Genomic DNA, 21,635 nt, shown 5'->3' with positions numbered 1-21,635 from the left:
CCAACTGCCTGACCATGTCCACCGCGTCGCGCTTCAGCTCAGCCGAGTACCGCTTCGATCCTGCCGCTGCCATAGGTTTCATTCTCCCTTGAGACCAACCCTCCGGAAACACCGGGACGGATCAGATCATGCGATACGCAACAATCTTGGTGGCCGCCATGCTGGCCTTCGCGGGTCTCGGCATCGGCGCCGGTGTATCCGACGGTGCAACCCCCCAGCTTGGCGACCGCTGCATCGGCGCCGACATCGGACGCACCGCCATCGATTCACGCGGCAACCACATCATCTGCGACAACTATCGGTGGCGGCTCAACCGCGGCCAGACCCCGCGACATCCGTGGGCCGACGAGCAGCGACAGTGGGCCGAGTGCACGGCCAAACACAGCACCGACTGGTGCCGGCGTCATTTGAACGGGCGCTGACACTCGCAGGAGGAGATCGTGATCGAGAACTACGAGCACTACCTCGAAGAGCTTGGCGACTACGACAATCAGATCAAGGACTCGTGGCGCGCATTCATCGACGACCTCGCCGCATACCTCGGCGCCCTGAACCCCATCACGTACGAATTCATCGAACTATCTCATCAGACGAACGGCCGCGACCACCCGCTCATCACCTTTCGAGTCAACAGGTTTCGTCGCCTCCGCGCGACCATTCCCAAAGATGCTCTGGCCATTGGGTATTCACCGAATGAACCTCCGCTGAAGGAAAGCGAGTGGCGCTACCTACCCCGCAAGCAGGAGTACGTGCGGGAATTCGGCCGCAAGCACCGCGACCTGGTGGCTGCGCAAACGGTCACGCTCCTGCGCAGGCATTGGTGGGTCATCCACGCGTCATTCCTCACACTTCGCGACCCGAGCAGCACGGTGCATCCGCTCGCAACCTACGAGTAGCACAGCACGTTTCGGGTTCAGCGCTTCGTGAGCACACCGTTTGCGTAGCGGAATCCGCGTGGCCCCTTCGCGCAGTCGATACCTCCGCGAGGGAGCGCCGTGCACGAGATGTCGCCGACGACGATGCGATGATTCGGCGGGAGCACGCGGCCCACCCGTGCGCCCCGTTCCGTGATCGTGTTGGAGATCGTTCTGGCGTGTCCCCCATGAACCGGTCCGGTTGGTTTTAGAGTCCTGATTGCCCTGAAGAGGGCGCGAAGGGACGATAGGGATCATGGCAGGACGTAAGCGTCACTCGGCGGAAGACATCGTGCGCAAGCTGCGCCGAGCCGACGAGCTGGCCGCAGAAGGCAAGACCGGCGAGGAGATCGCCGCCGACCTCGAGGTGTCGGCGGCCACCTTGTACAACTGGCGCCGCCAGTACGGCGGCATGGACGCCGACGCCGCCAAGGAACTCAAAGAGTTGCGCGATCAGAACAGCCGGCTCAAGCGGCTCCTCGCCGACGCCGAGTTGGAGAAGGACGCACTGCGGGAGATTGCCAAGGGAAAATTCTGAGCCCAACCGCCAAACGCGCCGCCATCGACATGCTCAAAGATCGCATGAACATGTCAGAACGTAAGGCGTGCAAGGTTGTTGGGCTCGCCCGCTCCGCCTATCGGCAGCTACCCCAAGCACAGACGCCAGCCGATCCCGACGCCGGCCTGCGCGAGCAGCTACGCACCTACGCCCGCAAACACCCTCGTCACGGGTTCCGTCGTGCGTGGGCGTGGCTGCGTTTCGATGAGGGCGACGAGGTCAACAAGAAGAAAGTCCACCGGTTGTGGAAGGACGAAGGACTGCAGGTGCGCCGCGCTCCGCGCCGAAAACGGGCGGGCCAATCATCGGTACCAGTTGTGGTCGCGGACGCGCCGAAAGTGGTGTGGGCATTGGACTTTCAGTTCGACTCCACCGTCGACGGACACAAGATCAAGATCGCGTCCATGGTCGATGAACACACCCGCATGTCGCTGCTGGACATCGTGGACCGCTCGATCACCTCCGAGCGCCTGATCGAGGAGTTGAAGAAAGTCTTCGCGATCTGGGGTGGCCCACCGATGGTGCTGCGCATGGACAACGGGCCTGAGTTCATCTCCGAGGCCCTCCGGGAGTTCTGTGCTGGGTCGGTGGGGATCTCCTACATTCCGCCTGGCACGCCGTGGAACAACGGGTTCATCGAGTCGTTCAACAACCGGCTGCGCGACGAATGCCTCAACCGCAACTGCTGGCCCACCCTGCTGGAGGCCCGCGTGGTCATCGGCGACTACAAAGACGACCACAACCACCGACACCGCCACTCAGCACTGGGCTACCAAACCCCGGCCGAGTACGCTGCCGGATGCACCCACCGGCATCACCCCGTGGGCTGCGAGATCGACTGACCAACCGCAAGAAAGAACTGGCTCTAGCACCGACTGGACCGGTTATCGGGGACCTGCCAGTTCCGCCGACGATCTTCACCGCGTTGGGTGGCCCACTGAACGGCGGACTACTGACGTGCGGCGTGCCGGGCGGGAACCCAACCGAGCACAGGACGGCAGTGCTGCCGTCGACAGGGTAAATCGAGCATTCACGCGTCGGGGACGAGGCGTACTTCCAGTGGAAGTATCCCGGGCTGCCTGGAACCCCATAGGCGGCCGGGTTGACAGTTGTTGGTGCAGCGGAACTCTGCGGCGCCGACGTCAGCACCAACGCGACGCTCGCAACAAGGGTGGCAACGCAACCGCCGATCATGACCTGCCTCGACCTCATAGCGACTCCCGTCCACACCGTTGTCCTGCACTCGGAGGATATCGCGAGCAGTCATCCGGATTCGTCAGAGTCATTTTCTAAGCTGACCAGGTGAGTACGATCCGAACCGCCCTCGATGCCGAGGTCGCCGTCACCAGGCGTATGCGCGAGATGGGCTTCCCCGACGCCTACGTGACTACGCCCAGGGCACTCGAAGTGCGTGCCACACGGGGACTCGCACAGGTGAAATGGCGCGGCGGCATGGTCGGCCTGACCGAACTACAGAGCCTCTTCGGGGCCCGCGCCTACGACCACTCCAAACAACTGCTGTACTTCACGGACTCCGCCTACGCCCAGGACGCGCTGGACTACGCGGCCAGGTCGCAGATAGCGCTGTTCGTGTACGACAGTGACGGACACATCGTCCCGGTCAACATGGAAGCCCACAGCGTAGGGGCCGGTATCAACCAGGTACCGCGCCCCGCTACACCCAGCACGTGGACACCACCTCGCGGTGCAACCCCGGCCGAATTCCCGAAGCCACCTGGCTTCTGGAAGACCACCGGCTGGCCGTTTGTGCAACGGCATTGGCGGCTGATCGGGGCGATCGTCCTCACGCTCGCGATTCCCGGCGGCCTCATGGAGTTGTTCTCCCCCGAACCCGGAACGTCCAGGGGCGAGACGATCGGGGCACTCTTCGGCGTGATCGTCGGTGCCGCGGTTTTCTGGGTGTTGTACGTCAAGGACCGCAACAAGAAGCAGCAGAGTGCGACGACGGCGCTGAACCAGCCGTCAACTCCGGCCGACGTCACCGACGCGAGCATCCCATCACTCTGGAAGCGCTCGATGGAGCGGCTCAACGCGGTGCGCGTCGAGTACGCGGCCTACGAGACCGATCCGACACAGTTCTTCTTCCGACCACTCCTCTCCGATGTCAATCATCCTGCGGTGCAGGCATTCCACGACGCCTTCGCGTCGGCCGACACACTTCGCATCGATGACCACGTGCCCACCGACGCGGCACTCGTCCGGGACTTCGCCGACCGTGTGACCGCCGCCGAGCGCGCATGGCGCAAGGCCGACGCGTTGGCGCGCGAAGCCGGCACAACTCCGTTCACCGCTGAACAACAGGATCTGCTGCGGACGGCTCAGCGCGCCATCGATCTCGCGCTCGACGTCAACGCGTCGGCCAGCGAACGCGCCGCCGCCTACTCTCGAGTGCTCGCCCTGTTCGAGAAGGCCAAGATCACGCCGCCAGACAGCATCGGCACCGCGCTCCGACGCCAAATCGATTCTGTTACAAGGCAATCCCTGCCGCCACCCGACTAGCGGCGGCGCAGCAGTACGCGTCCCTTAAGCAGGCTCCCCCAGCAGGTCCGCCAACGCGCGGTCGAGGTCGGGAACCCGAACACGAATCCGCGTCGTCGTGCACCTGCGATCGCTTCCGGTTCAGACCGGACTCGCCGGGCGCCGCGCCGAATGGAAAGTCGAGGCACCGTCGTCGAGAAATGCGTGCAGCCGCTCCCACGCCCCGTCGAGTCCCGGCGAGGCACCCGGCGGGATCGGCATGTAGGTGCTGAAATCTGCCATCTCGACCGGGTGTTCGAAGTCGCAATAGAGTTCATCGATCGTCTCGAGAGGGGTGCCACCGAAATCGGCGGGATGCTGCACAACCCAGGCTGTGGCCAGGTATATCCACACCCGGGCGGGGTCAGGCGCCAGGCCTTTCACCACCTCGTGGACGCGGTCGAGTTCATCGGACAGCAGAAGCGAAAGCTCGTCAACGGCGGCCATACCCTCAGGTGCGGCGACCGCACCGGCCGTGGCAATCGCGACCACGTCTGCCGCCGACAGCCACTGCTGGTCGTATCCGCATTTCACTTCGGCCGGGGTCAGGATGGCGTTTCGTATGACGAACTCGGACGTCAGGCGAAAGGTCACATGCCGGTGATCCATGTCTTCTGGCATACCGCATCTGGCGCCGTCTGGCACCCAGCGGCGATCTGGACCCCACACGTGTGGACCTCCTACGTCACGACGCTCCGTCTCGCCTCGTCTCTCCCAGGAGGTCCTCCAACGCCATGTCGAGGTCCGGGAAGCGGAACACGAATCCGAGATCGTCGAGGACCTGCGATCGTGCGCGTCGACCGGTGAGACCGAGCGCCGGGTCGGTGCGCAGCGCGATCGCACCGACCCGCAGTAGCGGTGCCGGTGTCGGCGGTGCGGGCGGTCGGTGCAGCGTCGAGCGCAGTGCCGCCATCAGTTCGACGTTGCGCACCGGGTTGGGGCTCGAACCGATCACCAGCCCGTCGGGGATGGTGATCTGCTGGTCGAGACCCAGTGCGGCACGGGCGATCGCGAGCCAATCGTCGACGTGAATCCAGCTGAACCAGTGGCGGCCTGAGCCGACGCGGCCGCCGAGTCCGACGCGGGTGAGGTCGGCGAGACGTTTCATCGCCGGCGCCTGCGCGTCGAGGACAATCGAGGTTCGCAACGTCACCAAGTGGTCGGTGTTCGCGCCGGCCACCGCCTCCTCCCACGGCCGGGCCACCCCCGTCATCTGCGGTAGGCCGTCGGGGACGGGCGTGGTCTCGGTGCACCACTGCTCGCCAGCGTCGCTCCAGATGGCAGTGGTGCTCGCCTGCAGCCAATGCGAGACGGGCGTGGCCCGGCGCTTCGACGCCTCGACCAACGCGCGGGTCGCATCGACCCGGCTGTCCCGCAGCAGCGCCACATTGCGTTCGGTGGGACGACAATCCACCAGCTTGCCCGCCAGATTCACCACTGCTGTCGGTCGATCCGCGGTCAGTACCTCCGACCAATCCCCGACCGTGCGGCCGTCCCAGCGCACCTGCTTGAACGTTAGCGCGGGATCGACACTGCGCGTGAGGATCACCGGACGAATCCCGCGACACACAAGATCGGCGGCAAGATGGCGGCCGAGCGCGCCGCTGCCACCGGCCAGCACGACGGTGAGCGCGTCGTCGGCGGGTGTCACCCCGGCCAGCCGGGCCAGTCGGGCCACGTCGACCCGGTCGGCCAACTGCGGCACTCCGGACAGGATGAGCCGACTCACCGAACCCGATCCGGCTGTCGCGGTGACGGTTTCGGTCAGGATGCAGCCACCGGCGGCCGGGGTGAGGCGGAAATCGATCACGGCGTCACCGACCGGTTCCGGCTGGGTCAGCTGCAGGTGTCGTGGCCCGTCGTACACCGTGATGGTGAACGGTGGCGCGAGACGACGGTGAAACCGTCCGGCCAAGCGGTGGGACTGTACGTAGTCACCGCGTGCACCCGTTGCAGCCGGACCGTCGAGCGAGAGTTCCCGATATCCGCTGTGCCACTGCGGCAATCGCGTCGGATCACCGACGACCTGCCACACCGACTCGACGTCGTGAGCGATGAACTGGGCGTACGACTTTGTACTTGCCATACGTCACCGTAGGCCCACACTCGCCCACTTGTCGGTGTCGTCCTTCACATCCGGAGATAGATCACACCCCACCGGTGTGCGACGTCAGAGTCCTGCGCCTCGCACTCCGTACTCGGCCTGGCTGGAGGTGAAGCCTTCGTACTCCAACTGGTCGACCAGACCGGAGTGCGAGAACGACGAGATCGCCAGGTACTCCTTGGCCTTCTTCACCGCTTGCGCATTCCAATTGACTCGCAGACTGTCGACCGCGACCGTCGCATCCGACTCCGAGAAGCCCTCGTACTTCAGCTGACCGATCAGTCCCGAGCGCGAAAACGCCGAAATATCAAGGTATTCCTTCGCCTTGCCGATCGCGTTCTGCTGGCTGACGGTGTAGCCGGCCAACACAATGGACATCTGTCCCGAGTCGTGCACGGCGACGTCGCCCGCTCCAGGGCCCGCTGTCACAGCCACGCCACCGATCACGGCAGCTGCGGCGAGAGCACCCACCCAGGGCAGCTTGTGTACCTTCATCATCTTTCACTCCTTGCCTTCGATACTGTTCGCCGTTGTTGCCGTGGCCGTTTGGGTCTCGCGCCCGACGAGTAGTGACAAGCTATCGGGCACCACCGACAATTCAGGCGGACCACCTATTTGATTGTCCGCCCCTCGTCGAACCACGCACAGAGAATGCGTAGACCACTCGTCGCACACGACACTTCAAATTTCATCGACCTCCAAACCGTCTCGAACACATACACTTTGGGCCACTTGCCAATGCCGGACGAAGATCATCCAATCGAAGGATTCCTACGAACCCCGGTTGCGTGGGATACTGCCTCAAGGTGTGGACACCGGGGTTCACTCTGCGATGAAAGATGCCAGCAGCATGACGATCAGAGCCGTCATTGTTGCAGCGCACACGTCACCAGGCCTTCGAGGCTCCTCGCAAGGGCTCGTCGCACCTCAGGCAGCGGAGGTTGGCTCCGTTTCCACGGATCTAGGCCTAGTAGCCGGAGGTGGTGTCGCCGAAGCGATCACCTACTACAGCAGTTTGGCTCGGCACCAAAGATCAGGTGGCGCCGGCGAACCCGCGCAGAAGGTACACAGACTCGCATCGGCTTGGCGTCAGGGCAAAGTCACCGCCAAGCAGCCAATCCGACCGCGGCGATGGCTTCGGTCCGACCGTGCCGCTTCCACCGCACTGTATGAGGCTCGCGGGAGTGAATTGCTGAGCACGCCTATGCACCCCGCGGCATCTCCCACGCAACATTGTGTTGAGCGGCAAGGCTTGTCGCAGCCACCAGCACCGGCATGAGCTTCTCGATCACTGATCGTCGGAGTTCGCCATCGGAGTCGGTGGCGACGGTCGAATCCTCAAGAAACGCAGAGCATATCCGTGCGTAGCGTCGAAGCAGCGGGGTGTTGGCCCTAGTACGTCGCATGATCTCGGCGGGTGTCATCTTCGCCGGGTCTGCGGTGAACTCGTCGATCAAGGCGGCCAGTCGCAGCGGCAGTTCGCCGGGCGGCGGGTCGTAGTGACTGACCGACCCGGGGTGGAATTGCTCCATGATGTCGATGGCACCGTCGCTGCAGAACTCGACCCACGATGTCAACATCGCCTCGAAGTTGAGTGGATGGAAGACTGCACAGTCCAGTGCACGCACAGCGAACACGTGGCCTTTCGTGACAACCATGGAAATGTCTGGCCAGCGCGACGAATGCTCCGCGATCACCGCGCCCAAGAGCGCCATATCGGGTGTCACATGCCCGACCGGAGTGCACAATTCGACTCGCATCGCATGCGGCGACACCAGACACTTCGTGTCGACACGATCCACAGTCATGAAATGAACTGCATTGCTTTCGATCTCGACACGGGCACCCACGATTGCGGACAGCACCTGACGGACCAACTCCAGCAGGTGTTGCGCGTCGTCGGGGACGATCCCGACCGAGGTGGTCGTGCCGGGCAGCGCGATGCCCTCCTGTGGACTGTCCGGCTGTGGCGGGGCCTTCTTTGCCTCCAGTCCGAACGGATCGTGAAACGTCAACGACGACGGGTCGGTGACGCCCCACACCTGCCGGAGGACGTCAACGACCGCGGACACGAGCTCGCCCAGGCTGCGTTTGCCCGACTCGCGGATGTACTCGCCCGACCGCAACTGCCGCCAACCGAGCCGATCAAGCGTCGCGACTTGCGCCAGCCCGACCGACGCCTCCTCTGGCGGCCAGAAGGGGCCGAGAGCCATTCCGTCTACTGCGCATCGAATGCGGCCCGAACCGGTCAAGGTGAAGATCAGCGCGGTATGACTGCGTTGACTTGCGCCGTGAACCTCGACGAACTCGTCGCGTTTCAACGTCACCAACCGTCGAGCGAGACGGCCACGAAATGAGGACCACATGGTGGCGTTCAGTCTGGCTTCGGTCATGGCACCCTCCCCGTGCTGTTGGCCATCGGAGATGACCTGGTGAGGCTCACGCTACGAAGGGGCGCCGACAGTCTGCGTCGAAGTGAACGGCTTCATCCACAATGGTGAGGTGACCGAACTCGCCGACACCGTTCTGCCACTCATCCGCACCCGATCCGACCTGCACCGGTTGCGTGCGGCCAACGCGCACGGCAGTCAGATGCATGAGGCGGTCGACATCCTCGAAGGCGCCGGAACCAGCGACGATCCCGCCGACGTCTTCGCTGTCACCCAGAAAGCGCTCGCCTCGTCGCTCACGCTCATCATGCGTGCCGACGATTCCAGCGGCATCATCGGCGGCGCCATCCGCCGACTCCTCGCCCTGCACCCCACCGTCGCCGAACGCGCGGGTGTCGCGCCGGCGAAGCTCGTCGACTGGATGATCGACTTCCAGTTTCACAACAGGTGCGACTTCTTCACCATCGATCCCGTGGCCTACGCGCCGGCGCTCGGCGACGTCGGAATGGCGCGCTACCGCACACGGCTCGACGCGATCCGGGCCGGCATCTCCCCGCCGCCCCCTCCCGACGACTGGCGCGACCCCGATCGTCACGAACGATCCAGGTTGGAGTACAACGACCAACGGCTCGCCGTGTTCGATCGTGACGTCGACGCCGTCATCCGGACACATGCGCGCGATCAGAAGCGAGCGGCCTGGTTGGAAGACACCGCCGAGGCGCTGGCCGAGATCGGTGAATACGACCTCGCCATCGACTGGGCGCATCGCGCATCGCTGCATGACCCATGGCATCAGGCGCTGACCGCGTCCGAAACGTGGTGCAACCTGCTCGCCGCCCACCGGCCCGACGACGTCCTCGCCGCACGCACCGAGGTGTTCCGACGGTGGCCGTCGTCGACGACCGCCAGCCGACTGTATGGCGCTGCCGGTGACGAGTGGTCGACATTGTCGGCCGAGGTGACCGAGACATTGTCGGACCAGCCGCGGGACGCAGTGGCTTTCAGTCTGTTCACACTCGACGACCCGCGTCTGGCGTGGGAACAGGCACGCGCACTGCGCCTTTCGCCCGATGACCCACTCTGGATCGACCTCATCAAGCGGTACGAGAAGATCGACAAGCTCGCTGTTCTCGACCCGCTGGTCGGGTTGGTCGACGCCGAGTTGGAGTACACGGGAGTCGGGCACTACAAGGCGGCCGCGCGGCACCTCAAGCGGATGCGGACGATCGCGAAGGGGACTGATCGCGCCAGTAGCGTCGACGAACTGATCGCCGATCTCCGGGAAGACAACCGACGCCGACCGCGGTTACAGCAGGAGTTCGACAAGGCGGGGTTGCCTTGAGGACACCCGCCGGCTGAGGCGCGAGCCACCACCGCTGGCTGAGGTGCGAGCCTGCGAGCCTCGAAGCCCTTCGTGCGCTTGCGATGTCGTCTCACCAGGCCCTTCGAGGCTCCTCGCTTGCGCTCGTCGCACCTCAGGGAGCGGAAGGGGCAGGGGTGGGTGCGGGAGGTGGTCTCGACACGACGCCTGGTTTCGAGACGCGTCGGACTCGCTTCGCTCCCTCGTCGCTCCTCAACCCGGCGGCCTAGCGGCTCGGAGTCGGCTCGACCAGCGGTGGGCCTCGACCAGCGGTGGGGCGGTAGGTGCGCGGGCGGCTCAACCAGTGGTGGGGCGGGCGGCAAATCTCAGCCGAGGCGGACGATGCCGCCCGGGCTGAGTTGCTCGACGTGGCCGCGGCATTCGATCTCGATCGGTGGCTGCGCACCTGCGGCGGCGGTGACTTGGACTTCTTTGCCGCTGACGCGCAGGCGCAGGCGGTGGCCGCGGTAGAACATGGCAAAGTCCAGGGCACCAAGGGAATCGGGCCAATGTGGACGCAGGATGAGGCGGTTGCCGCGGGTTTCGAGGCCGGTGAAGCAGCGCTGTAGAAGGTCGACGCTGCCGGCCATTGCGCCCAGGTGGATGCCTTCGGGGGTCGTGCCGCCCTGGATGTCGTTGATGTCCGAGCGCAGCACGTCGTCGAAGAATTCCATCGCCTCGGCCCGGTTGCTGCGGGCCAGAATCCAGGAGTGTACGAGCCTACTCAGCGTCGAGCCGTGTGAGGTGCGGGCCATGTAGTAGTTGACGGTTCGCCGGATGTCGTCGTCGGAGAGCTGATAACCCAAGCGTTCGAACAGATCTCGGACCTCGTCGTTGGACAGGACGTAGAACAGCATCAGCGCGTCGGCCTGCTTGGAGACGCGATAGGCGTTGACGTCGTCGTCTTCGGCCTCCAACACTCGATCGAGCCGAGAGATGTTGCCGTACTTGGCGCGGTAGCCGTCCCAATCCAGTTCCGCCAGCTTCTCGTAGCCCTCGAACTGGCTGATGACGCCGTCGTGGAAGCACACCGTCATCCGCGTGGTGATGTCTTCCCAGCGCGACGTCTCCTGCACGTGCAGACCCAGCTGCTGCGTGAGGTCGGAATGCACTTGCAGCGGAAGCAGAGTGAGCGCCTCCAACGCGCGTCGCATCACCCATACCGCCATCACGTTGGTGTAGGCGTTGTTGTCGACGCCGTCGTAGGGCTTGTCCGGATAACCGCCGTGGAACTCGTCGGGCCCGATCACGCCGCGGATCGCGTACCGGCCGCTCGCCTCGTCGAGGGTGGCGAGACTGGCGTAGTAGCGGGCGATCTCGACGAGCATCTCGGCGCCGGAATCGACGAGGAATTCGAGATCGCCGGTCACCTGATAGTACTGCCAGACGTTGTAGGCGACCGCGATGCCGATGTGGATCTGGCGGCGACTGGGGTCGGGATTCCAGCGCCCGGAATCCGGATTCAGGTGCAGCTGTTGGCTTTCCTCGCGTCCGTCGCTCCCCGACTGCCACGGGAACATCGCGCCCTGGTGTCCGGCCTCGGCCGCGGCGGCTTTCGCCTCTCGCATGCGGAGGTATCGGTAGCGCAACAACGACCGGGTCAGCGCCGGTAGCCGCAGATTCAGCACCGGGAACACGAGCAACTCGTCCCAGAAGATGTGGCCGCGGTAGGCCTCGCCGTTCAAGCCGCGCGCGGGGACGCCGACGTCGAGATCGGTGGTGTTGGGCGACAACGTCTGCAGCACATGCAGCAAATGGAATCGGGCGATGCGCAACGCGTCCCCGCGACCCTCGAATTCGATGTCGAACCAATCCCACAAGGTGCCCCACCGCAGGACGTGCCCGTCGAGTAGCTCGTCGAATCGCCCCAGCCGGCCCAGCCATCGGGTGGCCTCGTCGGCCGGCTCGGAGATCGCCGGGTCGCGGCTGGTGAATACCGTGACCATCTTCTCCAGCGTAACCGGTTGTCCGTCAACGACATCGACGGAGATATCGTGCCCGATGCGGTCGCCACCGTCGTTCTCGTGGACCAGTCGATACTCGCCTTCCACGGATTCTTCGCTGCGCCACAGCGTGTTTCGGGCGGCCATTGCGACCCCGACACGTGATTGGTTGGTCTGCACCGACAGCACCGCCGAATCGTCGGCCACTTCTCTGGCGGCGACCGATTCCAGGTGCGTACTCGCCAGCGCTCGATACCGCGGCACCAGCGAGTTGGTGACCGCTCCGTCGAGCAGCGACCGGAACTCGACGCGGCCCGACCATCCGTGCGGCGTGATCGTCGTCTCGAGTGCACATGCGTGCGGCAGGTGCATGGCGACGAAGCGGCGTTCGCTGACCTCCGTGACCCGACCTTCGTCATCACGGAACCGGAAGTTGCGGTGCAGGATTGCGCGTCGAACATCGAGCGTCTGCCGGTAGTCGAGCAGGTCTGCGGAATCGATGTCGAACCACGCTCCGTCGTCGATCCGGAAGGTGAGCGACAGCCAGTTCGGCAGGTTCACCATGCTCTCGTTGTCGATGGTGTGGCCGGCGACCTGATCTTCCAAGCGGTTGAAGACACCGGCCGCATAGGTGCCCGGGTAGTGCGTGTCTCCTGCGCGTGAGTCGGGCGAAGCTGCGCGAGTCGCGAACACACCGTTACCGATGGTGCACAACGACTCCCGCAACTGTTCGGCGGCCGGGTCGTAACCGTCGTAGGTCACCGTCCACGGACTGTCGGGCGGAGCGTCGATGTCGCGCGCGGCGCCGAGCAGGTCGGCGAGCCGCTCCAGCAATTCGCGCGCATCGTCTGCACCCGCCACAACGAACTGAGCAGCGGTGGGACGGTCATCGTCTTCGGCCCAGCGCACCACCACGCTGATCGCCTCCGACGGCAACGCTTCGAAGGCCGACTCCGCGGCCGGCCCGTCGCCGAGGTAGATCGGCAGCGTGCCCCGGCCTCCGACGACCTCGAGTAGGCGTCGGACGCCAGCGCCCCTATCAGCGGCGTCTCCGGCCGCAGCGTCACCGTCGGGTCCGACGATCTGCGCTCCGTCGCCACCGGCGTACCAGACACCGCCGACGCCGACTCGATTCCGCAGATCCTCCGCGTCGTGTGCGCTGATCACCGCCACCGGACAAAACTGCACCACCCTGACGATCTGCTCACGCACACCGTCGACCAACTCGAGTTCGGATCGTTCGATGACGCCGTCGAGATCCAGGATCAGCACGGGTGGCCCGGCGTGAATTCTCGCGGTCAATTGGTGGCGGGAGGTCAGCGCCTCGGGCACCTGCGACATCGGGCGGCCTGTCCCGGGCGCGCTCATCGAAACCACTCGGTCTGTGTATCCATGTCGTCGCTCTCCGCTGATCGACGGTCGCCAGATACTTCGAGCTTATCGGGTTGACCGGCGACGACGAGGCGTTTTGCGGCCGCCAGACGTCGTCGCTCATCGGGCATCGCAACTACGAGCGTGTCCGATTTCCAAACCACTTCCCGCAAGTTGTCCCACGGTGCCAGGATGGATGCGGCGCCCCGACCGGCGCGCACGTCACGAACCAGGAGCACTCAATGCTGAGCACCATGCAAGACACCCCCCTTTCGATCGCCCAGTTGCTCCGGCATGGCAGTACCGTCCACGGCCAGGCCGAGGTGGTGACGTGGACCGGCGACGGGTCGCGTCGTCGCAGTTACGCCGACGTCGGACGACGCTGTGCCCAGCTCGCGCACGCGCTGCGCGGACTCGGCGTGACCGGCGACGAACGCGTCGCGACCTTCATGTGGAACAACGCCGAACACATGGAGGCCTACCTCGCGGTGCCGTCGATGGGTGCGGTGCTGCACACCCTGAACATCCGACTGTTCCCCGAACAGGTGGTCTTTGTGGCCAACCACGCCGAGGACCACGTCATCATCGTCGACCCCTCGCTGCTGCCACTGCTCAACCCGCTGTTGCCGGAGCTGGGCACCGTCAAACACATCATCGTCACCGGTGAGTCCACCGAGGGCGTCGAGGCGCCCGACGGCGTGCAGGTGCACGCCTACGAGACGCTGATCGCCGACCAGCCCACCGAGTTCGACTGGCCCGAGGTCGACGAACGGTCGGCGGCGGCGATGTGTTACACCTCGGGCACCACCGGCGACCCGAAAGGTGTTGCCTATTCCCATCGTTCGATCTACCTGCACTCGATGCAGGTGTGCACCACCGAGGGACCTGCCCTGAAGCAGGGTGATCGTGCGCTGGCGGTGGTGCCGCAGTTTCACGCCATGTCGTGGGGTCTTCCCTACGCGGCGTTCATGATCGGGGCGTCGCTCATCATGCCCGACCGCTTCCTGCAGCCCGAACCCCTCGCCGCGCTGATCGCCGCCGAGAAGCCGACGTTCGCCGCGGCGGTGCCGACGATTTGGCAAGGCCTGCACCAATATCTGGAGGCCAACCCGCAGGACATCTCGTGCATGCACGACGTGCTGATCGGCGGTTCCGCGGTCCCGCCGTCGCTCATGCACACCTTCGAGGAGGACCACGAGGTTCAGGTGCTGCACGCGTGGGGCATGACGGAAACCTCACCGCTCGGTTCAGTCGCTCGACCCCCGGCCGGCACCGAGGGCGAGGAGCGGTGGCGCTACCGCTACACCCAGGGCCGGTTCCCCGCGTCGGTGCAGGCACGCCTGGTCGACGACCTCGGCGACGTGGTGCCCAGCGACGGCAAGAGCATCGGCGAGCTCGAAGTTCGCGGACCGTGGATCACCGGCTCGTACTACGGTGTCGACGCGCCGGAGAAGTTCCACGACGGCTGGCTGCGCACCGGCGACGTCGGAACCATCACTCCCGACGGCTATCTCACGCTCACCGACCGCACCAAGGACATCATCAAGTCCGGTGGCGAATGGATCTCGTCTGTCGACCTGGAGAACGCGGTGATGGGTCACCCCGACGTCATCGAGGCCGCCGTCATCGGTGTGCCCGACGCCAAGTGGGACGAACGGCCGCTGGTCGCCGTCGTGCTCAGTGAGGGGTCGGATGCGAAAGTCGAAGACCTGCAGGCGTTCTTGTCCGACAAGGTCGCCAAATGGCAAGTCCCGGAGAACTGGACGGTCATCAACGCGGTGCCCAAGACGAGCGTCGGCAAGTTCGACAAGAAGCGCCTGCGGTCTCAGTACAAGGACGGCGATCTATCGGTGACGCGGCTCTGACGCGCTGCTGGATCTGAGTGCCGACACCCTGTGTCGTGTTGGAGAATCTGTGTGCTGTAGCACCCGGGTTAGCTGATACGAAACAGGGTGTCATCTGCGCCTCGACGACACCGAGAGTCGTTCGCCGAGAGCAACCTTGGCTCCTTTGGTGACACGTGCACCCTTGCCGACGATGGTGATCTTCTTCGTGGGTACCGGTCGGGTGCGGGGGTGACCACCTACGGTCGCACCGCTACCGATGACGACGTTCTGATCAAGGATCGACCAGGACACGGTGGCACCGGCCGAGATCTTTGTGTCGCCGAAGACAATCGAATCGCTGACCGTCGCACCCTTCTCGACGATCACTCCAGGTCCGATGACGCTGCGTCGAACGGCGCCGAGGATATGCGCCCCGTTGCTGATCATGCTGTCGACGACCTCCGAACCATCGGCGATGCGGGCAGCAGCGCGTTGGGGTTGATGGGTGAGGATCGGCCACTCGGGATCGTCCAGGTCGATGGTGCCGTCGAGCAGATCGCGATGGGCCTGCATGTACGTCTCCGGCCGGCCCGCGTCGATCCAATAGCCCGACATCTTGTGTGCCACCGTCTTTCCGCGGCGGACGAACCACGGAAGCAGGTGCTCACCGAAGTCACCGAGTCCGGTGTCGGAGTCGTCGTCGGCCTGCACGTGCGTACGCGACACCAGTTCTTCGAGCGCATCAACGAGGAGGTCGGGGCGGTACACGAAGATCTCTGCCGCGATGACCCCCGTCGTGGGTTTGTCTGGCTTGTAATCGAATCCGATGACGGTGCCGTCCCTGCGGGAGCGGACGGTGGCGTGCGCGGCGGCCTCGTCCAGGGGGCAACGGGTGGTCACCACTGTGCATTCCGCCTCGGAAGAGCGGTGGGTCGCCAGGACGTCGTCGTAGTCGAGCGAGTAGACGTGGTCGGCGCTCATCACGATGACCGCTTCCGGTGATCGCCTGCTGATGTGGTCACGGATCCGGTAGAGCAGATCGGCGTTGCCCGTGGCGAATCCGTCTTCGGTCTGCGGTTCGCTCGTCTGCTCGGGCAGCACGAACCGCAGACCGCCACGGGTCCGATCCAGGTCCCACGGCCTACCGCCGGCCACCTGCTCGAGCAGGGAGTGCGCCTCGTACTGCAGGCACAACCACACCTCGTCGATCCCGCTGTTGTGCAGGTTGGACAGCGGAAAGTCGATGAGTTGATAATTCCCGCCGAACGGCAGCGCCGGCTTGGCACGCGAGTCGGTCAGCACCTCCATTCGCGAACCCTTACCGCCGGCCTGCACGATCGCCACCACATCGGATCTGCTCATAGGTCCAGTGTGCTCAATCGGCGGAGGGATGTGTCGGGTTTGTCGGGGTTTGTGGTTTGTGGTTGGTGGCGAGTGATCTCGACACGACGCCTCGCCTAGCGGCTCGGAGTCGGCTCGATCAGCGGGGGTGGCTCGATCAGCGGGGGGTGGCTCGATCAGCGGGGTGGGTCGAGGAGGGCGCGCACGTCGTCGGCGGTGATGGCGGAGCCGAAGAGGTCACCGTCGTCGACGACGGCGCGGAACAGGTCGCGCTTGCGGTCCTGGAGTTCGACCACCTTCTCCTCGATCGTCCCGGCCGACACGAGCCGGTACACGGTGACGGCGCGCGTCTGACCGATGCGGTGGGCGCGGTCGACGGCCTGGGCCTCGGCGGCGGGATTCCACCAGGGGTCGCACACGAAGCAGTAGTCGGCCTCGGTCAGGTTGAGGCCAAAGCCGCCCGCCTTCAATGAGATCAGGAATACCTTGGTTTCTCCGCCGGTGAATCGTTTGATCGCCGCGGCGCGTTGGCGGGCGCTCATGCTGCCATCAAGATAGCTGTGCTCGATGCCGAGTTCGGTCAGCTTCTGCTCGATCAGGCCGAGGAACCCGGTGAAGGAGCTGAACACCAGGGCCGAATGCCCTTCGGCGACAAGCTCCGGCAGTTGTTCGGCCAGGTACTCGATCTTGGCCGACGCCACGTCTACGTGCTTCTCGTCCACCAGCCCGGCGTGCAGACTCAGCTGTCGGAGCATCGTCAACGAGCGGAAGATGGCGAATCGATTCTCGTCGTAGTCGTCGATCAGCTTCAGCACCTTCTGGCGTTCGCGATTCAGGCGCGTCTGATACAGCTTGTCGTGCTTGGGAACAAGATCGATCGAGAGCACCTGTTCCTGCTTGGGCGGCAGGTCGGCGACCACCTGGGTCTTGGTGCGCCGCAACATGACCGGACGAATTCGTCGGCGCAGCACGGCAAGTCGGTCCGGTTCGGAGCCATTCTCGATCGGCTTGGCGAAGTGCTCGGTGAATGCCTTGGGCGACGGGAACAGTCCGGGTGCGGTCAGCGACAACAGGGACCACAACTCCATCAGGTTGTTCTCCATGGGCGTGCCGGTGATGGCGAGTTTCATCTGCGCACCCAGGCGTCGGGCACATTGATGACCCTTGCTGTTGTGGTTCTTGACGAACTGCGCCTCGTCGAAAATTACTGCGGTCCAGTCGATCTTGTCGAGCGCGTCGAAGTCAAGCCGCAGCAAGGCATACGAGGTGACCACGATCCGGCCTCTGGCGAGATACTCTGCGACGTCGACACCCGAGCGCGCACCGGTGGCCGTCATCGCCACCGCACCGATGTCGGGCACAAAGCGCTGCGCCTCGGCCACCCAGTTGCTGATCACACTGGTCGGCGCGATTACCAAGAACGTCGCGTCGGGCCGCTCTTCGACGGCGGATGCGATGAGCGCCAGCGTTTGGACCGTCTTGCCGAGGCCCATGTCATCGGCGAGGATGCCGCCGAGTCCGGTCTCCCTCAGGAAGCGCAGCCAGTCCAGGCCGGCCGCCTGATAGTCACGCAATTCGGCGTGCAGCGTCGCCGGTGGGTCTGCGGGTTCGGGAAGTCGCGCAGATGCGATGCGCTGCAACCGTTCCTGCCAGGTGGCGAGTTGCTCGTCGACGACACCGAGTTCGAGCAACTCTTCCCACAGTGTGACGTTGTACGACGCCTTGCTGACGCGGGTGCCGTCGAGTTCGCCGAGCGCACGCGCCTCTTCGATGAGGTCGGCAAGCTTGCGCAGTTCGGGGGTGTCGAGGCGGAAGTAGGTGCCATCGGGCAGAAGCATGTGCGAGGCCCCGGACGCCACCTCCCGCAGCACGTCCACGAGCGGCACCTGCCGTCCATCGACATCGACGGTGATCGACAGGTCGAGCCAATCATTCTCGGCTGCGGTGTCATTCGTGATGGCGATGCTGGTGCTGTCGGCGGCGCGGAACTCGTCGGAGTCGCTGCCGGTCACCTCCACCTCGATGCCGGCTTCGCGCAGCGCGTCGAGCAGTTCCGCCGTCAAGACGGCGGCTTCCACACGCGTGTACAGGAATCCGCGCGCGAGGACGCGATGACTGAGCACTCCGATCGCCTCGTCCGCCTCAGCCGACACCAATGTGCGCCAATCAGCGGCGTTGAGTTGCGCGTATGCGTGCGCCTGCTCGTACCACGCGCCGCAGTACTCGGCGACGCGCTCCATCCACGGTCGGACCTCGTCGAGGAGCCGGTCTTCGGCGTCGGAGTCGCGGAAGGCGGCGGGGGCGGGTACACCGATCTCGAACTCGCGTCGTCGACCGTTGACGTCGTAGGCGATTCGCCAGTTGACCCGCGAACCCAAGTCGTTCCAGTTGATGTGCAGCAGCGCGCGTGGGCCGTCGACCTCGGGTGGAGCTACAGCGCCGTCGTCGACGATCATGGGGAACTGGCCGGCGAGCGTCGGCAGTAGGTCCGACGCGAACTCCTCGAGGTCACTGTCGGGGATCTGCACTCCGCCGGTCCTGAACAGGGTTTCGAAAGTCCGCCAGGCCGGCGAGGGATCGAGTCGGCCGACGACCATCGTCGTTCCGCGGAACGCATACAAGCCGTGTGCCGGATCGCCGAACAGTGCGGCCCGCGTGCCGTCGAGCCATGCCTCGCCGCCGACCTGGACGCGCGGCTGCACCCAGACACCGCTCTCGTCACGGAGCACCTGGAGGCCGACTCGAGACGTGTCGATCAGTTCGACGGCGTCGGCGTCGAGCGATTTGTGCGCGACGAACGCCACGCCGGCGTCCCGTGCGTCGGCCAGCAGATCCCAGATGTCGGCAGGAGTGGAGGCAAGGACGATCGTGCTGTCGCTGTACGTGTAGAAGACGGCGCGCCGGATCGCCCGGATCGCCGCGACCTGAGCCTTGCCGAACCGGGTGGTGTCGTGCGAATCGCCGACCTCTCGCCAGCCGACGCCGGTCCGCACCCACGTGCCGCGTTTGCCGATCGTGACGAGCCGCATGATCGGTGATGGCGTGGGTTGCCAGGGTTCAGGTTTGGGGAGTTCGAACTGGATGCCCAGGGGCGCGAGCTCGTCGGCCTCCGGTGTAGTAGTTGCCGCCAGTTCGGTGAGCATCGACCGCCACAGCGACGGGAGTTCGCCGAAGGGCAGCGCGAGTTCGCCGGTTCCTGACGACTGCGACCGTGCCGTGAGCAGTACCGCCACCCCGTGTTTGCACTCGTACCCGACGGGGCAAGTGCAGGCCGTGCCCATGAACGAGATGTAGTCCTCGAAATCCTCGAAGTCGGCGACCACTTGGTAGTACCGCCCGCCCGAGCCGGCACATCGTGCCATGACCTGCAGGCCGTCCGCGGACCACCGCAGGTCGCTGACCCGGCCTTCCGTCGCGTACTTGGTGCCCCGCGAGACCGCTCCCGGATCGTAGAGGTCGTATAGCTCCTCGGTGTCGAAGCGGAGGGGAAGGTGCGGGGGCATGCGTAGAGGGTAGGTGCATGCGGGCTCGCTAGATGTCGTCAGTCCCCAGGAAGGTGTCGACGACGTCGCTGAACGCCGGCACGATCCCGCTGCTCGGCACGGTGCCGTCGTGGGCCAGTCGTCGAAGCCGCGCATCAAGCTGAGGTCGAGGTCGAACATGCTCGGTCCGTCGTCGTTAGACTCGGCTGGTGGCGACGACCGATCCGCTGACCCTGGGGCAACGACTGGTCGCTGTCCTCGAAGGTGGGCAGCGCACGGCGACGTACAAGCTGGCCGTCATGGTCGCGCTGCTCGATCTCGCCGTCGAATCGGTGCCCGACGATCCTGAGGCCGCCGTGTCGATCGACCTCGACGACCTCGCCCATCGCGTGATGGACCTGTACTGGCGGCAACTCCGACCGCTCGACGGCGAGGTCCTGCGCCAGTCCAATGACGGTCGGGGTGTGGTTTTCGCGGCGGTTTCACGCTTGCGCGCGGCGGTCGCGTCGTCGAATCTTCGTGAGACGCCAATCGAGACCGCGGCCATCCGCGCACCCAGGGTTTACGAGACCGAGAAGCTGGTCGTCAAGCGCAATCTGGTGCGCTATCCGCTTCATCTGCTGCAGCGAGTGGGGTCGACGCATGAGTGCTTCCTCTACGACGACGCGTGGTTGGGAACCGATTCGCTGCGTCTGATTGACCAGCACGACAACGCAATCGAGCTCCTTCCGGGCGTATGTTTCACACTGGCGCGACTGGCTCCGCTGGTGAAGCCGGCGTTCCAGTTGGCTTGGGTCGACGATGTGCGGCGGATGAATCGCGCATTGTTCGACGACGAACCCGACCTCGCCCACCACCTGTTCGGCGCCGACCGCGTCGCCCTGCAGAAACCCGGGTTCGTGCTGGGCGACGCATTCGGACGCGAATGTTTCTACTGCGCATCACATTTGACGAGCGGGCAGCACGTCGATCATGTACTGCCGTGGTCGCGCGTCGGGCTCGACGGATTGAGCAACCTCGTGCTGGCGTGCTCGTTGTGCAACACCAACAAATCCGACCTGCTGCCCGACCCTGCCCACATCAGACGTGCGCTGGGACGGGGCCGGGACCGGCTCGACGCGTTGGCAGAATCGATCAACTGGCCGTCGCAGTTCGACCGCGTCGTGGCCGCGGCCCACGGACTCTATGCCACACAACCGGATACGACGCCGATCTGGCGAGCGACGAAACGGGTCGACCCGCTCTCGCGCGTCGACATCGTGTGGCCGGCGTTGTAGGTCGGCCTTCGCCGGCTGAGACGCGAGCCTCGAAGCCCATGGCGAGTGAAAATCGTCGTGTCACCAGCCCTTCGAGGCTCGTCGCTTGCGCTCCTCGCACCTCAGGGAGCGGAAGCGGCTCGAATCGGGCAGTGGTGGATCAACGTTTGTGGTGCGGGGAATGAGACTACTTCCCCACTGCCGGTGGCCTTTTGCGCGCCGTATTCCCTGCCAGGGTTTGCGGCGTGTCCACCGCCTCTCGACGGTATCCACCATGTCCAGTGCCGTGACGTGGCACCACGCGTTACGACGACCGCTTCTCCACCGCTTTCGCGTCGAAGAGAGACTGGCCGGTCTCTCCGCTACCGCTACCGGCGCGTGAACGCGCGTCGAACCTTGCGGGTTCGGCGTGCGCCCCGATTCCTCCTGGGAGGTCGGGGATTAGGACACTGTCGCGTTGTCGTCGGGAAGAGGCTTTCGCTTTGTGGGATGAGACCACGCTGGACTCGAACCAGCAACCTGCCGATCTGAAATCGACTGCTCTGCCATTT

Annotated in this window: 14 protein-coding genes; 7 read left to right on the top strand and 7 right to left on the bottom strand. The window is 64.9% G+C overall.

All coding sequences use genetic code 11. The features are described from left to right. Positions 1-128 precede the first annotated feature (128 nt). The 4 genes from ABZW74_RS15575 to ABZW74_RS15560 all read left to right on the top strand — a co-directional run bounded on the left by ABZW74_RS15575 (position 129) and on the right by ABZW74_RS15560 (position 3,993). The gene (locus ABZW74_RS15575; protein WP_355277343.1) at positions 129-422 is read left to right on the top strand and encodes a hypothetical protein; all 294 of its coding nucleotides are present in this window, start codon (positions 129-131) and stop codon (positions 420-422) included. A gap of 18 nt (positions 423-440) precedes the next feature. Beyond that, positions 441-896 (top strand): hypothetical protein, encoded by a 456-nt coding sequence (locus tag ABZW74_RS15570; protein WP_355277341.1) that lies wholly within the window; start codon positions 441-443, stop codon positions 894-896. A 274-nt stretch (positions 897-1,170) separates the two neighbouring features. Beyond that, a protein-coding gene (locus ABZW74_RS15565; RefSeq protein WP_355277338.1) for an IS3 family transposase occupies positions 1,171-2,315 on the top strand; the annotation gives its coding sequence in 2 pieces (ribosomal slippage) (positions 1,171-1,438 and positions 1,438-2,315; 1,146 coding nt in all). Between the two features lie 460 nt (positions 2,316-2,775). Beyond that, positions 2,776-3,993 carry a restriction endonuclease gene (locus tag ABZW74_RS15560; protein ID WP_355277335.1) on the top strand — a complete coding sequence of 406 codons (1,218 nt, stop codon included), beginning with the start codon at positions 2,776-2,778 and terminating at the stop codon, positions 3,991-3,993. A 120-nt stretch (positions 3,994-4,113) separates the two neighbouring features. Here the strand turns inward: ABZW74_RS15560 and ABZW74_RS15555 are convergent, their stop codons facing one another. From ABZW74_RS15555 to ABZW74_RS15540, 4 genes are all read right to left on the bottom strand, one after another. Further along, positions 4,114-4,620 carry a DUF2247 family protein gene (locus ABZW74_RS15555; protein WP_355277333.1) on the bottom strand — a complete coding sequence of 169 codons (507 nt, stop codon included), beginning with the start codon at positions 4,618-4,620 and terminating at the stop codon, positions 4,114-4,116. 76 nt (positions 4,621-4,696) lie between these two features. Further along, positions 4,697-6,097: a DUF1731 domain-containing protein gene (locus ABZW74_RS15550; RefSeq protein ID WP_355277330.1), complete on the bottom strand. Its 1,401-nt coding sequence runs from the start codon at positions 6,095-6,097 to the stop codon at positions 4,697-4,699. 84 nt (positions 6,098-6,181) lie between these two features. Next, positions 6,182-6,613 carry an Ltp family lipoprotein gene (locus ABZW74_RS15545; protein ID WP_355277327.1) on the bottom strand — a complete coding sequence of 144 codons (432 nt, stop codon included), beginning with the start codon at positions 6,611-6,613 and terminating at the stop codon, positions 6,182-6,184. A 704-nt stretch (positions 6,614-7,317) separates the two neighbouring features. Further along, on the bottom strand, positions 7,318-8,508 hold the full coding sequence (locus ABZW74_RS15540; protein WP_355277324.1) for a hypothetical protein: 1,191 nt from the start codon (positions 8,506-8,508) through the stop codon (positions 7,318-7,320). A 109-nt stretch (positions 8,509-8,617) separates the two neighbouring features. Between ABZW74_RS15540 and ABZW74_RS15535 the strand changes: the two genes are divergently transcribed. Next, positions 8,618-9,847, top strand: coding sequence for a DUF6880 family protein (locus tag ABZW74_RS15535; RefSeq protein ID WP_355277322.1), 1,230 nt, complete (start codon positions 8,618-8,620; stop codon positions 9,845-9,847). A gap of 344 nt (positions 9,848-10,191) precedes the next feature. Here the strand turns inward: ABZW74_RS15535 and ABZW74_RS15530 are convergent, their stop codons facing one another. Beyond that, positions 10,192-13,176 carry a glycosyl hydrolase family 65 protein gene (locus ABZW74_RS15530; protein WP_355277320.1) on the bottom strand — a complete coding sequence of 995 codons (2,985 nt, stop codon included), beginning with the start codon at positions 13,174-13,176 and terminating at the stop codon, positions 10,192-10,194. Positions 13,177-13,421: 245 nt separating this feature from the next. Here ABZW74_RS15530 and ABZW74_RS15525 point away from each other — a divergent pair, with 245 nt between their 5' ends. Then, positions 13,422-15,044: a long-chain fatty acid--CoA ligase gene (locus ABZW74_RS15525; protein ID WP_240856761.1), complete on the top strand. Its 1,623-nt coding sequence runs from the start codon at positions 13,422-13,424 to the stop codon at positions 15,042-15,044. Between the two features lie 90 nt (positions 15,045-15,134). On the opposite strand, the gene ABZW74_RS15520 is transcribed toward ABZW74_RS15525, so the two are convergent. Further along, positions 15,135-16,367, bottom strand: a complete 1,233-nt coding sequence (locus tag ABZW74_RS15520; protein WP_240856760.1) for a sugar phosphate nucleotidyltransferase — start codon at positions 16,365-16,367, stop codon at positions 15,135-15,137. 155 nt (positions 16,368-16,522) lie between these two features. Next, positions 16,523-19,849: a DEAD/DEAH box helicase gene (locus ABZW74_RS15515; protein ID WP_355277317.1), complete on the bottom strand. Its 3,327-nt coding sequence runs from the start codon at positions 19,847-19,849 to the stop codon at positions 16,523-16,525. A gap of 188 nt (positions 19,850-20,037) precedes the next feature. On the opposite strand from ABZW74_RS15515, the gene ABZW74_RS15510 reads away from it, so the two are divergent. After that, positions 20,038-21,105: an HNH endonuclease signature motif containing protein gene (locus ABZW74_RS15510; protein WP_355277315.1), complete on the top strand. Its 1,068-nt coding sequence runs from the start codon at positions 20,038-20,040 to the stop codon at positions 21,103-21,105. The last annotated feature ends 530 nt before the right edge of the window (positions 21,106-21,635 follow it).

Origin of the sequence: Gordonia sp. NPDC003585 (genome assembly GCF_040610755.1) — a bacterium.
GTDB lineage: Bacteria > Actinomycetota > Actinomycetes > Mycobacteriales > Mycobacteriaceae > Gordonia.
Note: the sequence above shows the minus strand (reverse complement) of the source record. Positions and strands in the feature narration are given on the sequence as shown.

Excerpts from the sequence above, each read along its gene's own strand:
- ABZW74_RS15540 (WP_355277324.1), bottom strand. The coding sequence starts at position 8,508 with ATGACCGAAGCCAGACTGAACGCCACCATGTGGTCCTCATTTCGTGGC.
- ABZW74_RS15545 (WP_355277327.1), bottom strand. The coding sequence starts at position 6,613 with ATGATGAAGGTACACAAGCTGCCCTGGGTGGGTGCTCTCGCCGCAGCT.
- ABZW74_RS15525 (WP_240856761.1), top strand. The coding sequence starts at position 13,422 with ATGCTGAGCACCATGCAAGACACCCCCCTTTCGATCGCCCAGTTGCTC.
- ABZW74_RS15520 (WP_240856760.1), bottom strand. The coding sequence starts at position 16,367 with ATGAGCAGATCCGATGTGGTGGCGATCGTGCAGGCCGGCGGTAAGGGT.
- ABZW74_RS15555 (WP_355277333.1), bottom strand. The coding sequence starts at position 4,620 with ATGGATCACCGGCATGTGACCTTTCGCCTGACGTCCGAGTTCGTCATA.
- ABZW74_RS15575 (WP_355277343.1), top strand. The coding sequence starts at position 129 with ATGCGATACGCAACAATCTTGGTGGCCGCCATGCTGGCCTTCGCGGGT.
- ABZW74_RS15530 (WP_355277320.1), bottom strand. The coding sequence starts at position 13,176 with ATGAGCGCGCCCGGGACAGGCCGCCCGATGTCGCAGGTGCCCGAGGCG.
- ABZW74_RS15515 (WP_355277317.1), bottom strand. The coding sequence starts at position 19,849 with ATGCCCCCGCACCTTCCCCTCCGCTTCGACACCGAGGAGCTATACGAC.
- ABZW74_RS15550 (WP_355277330.1), bottom strand. The coding sequence starts at position 6,097 with ATGGCAAGTACAAAGTCGTACGCCCAGTTCATCGCTCACGACGTCGAG.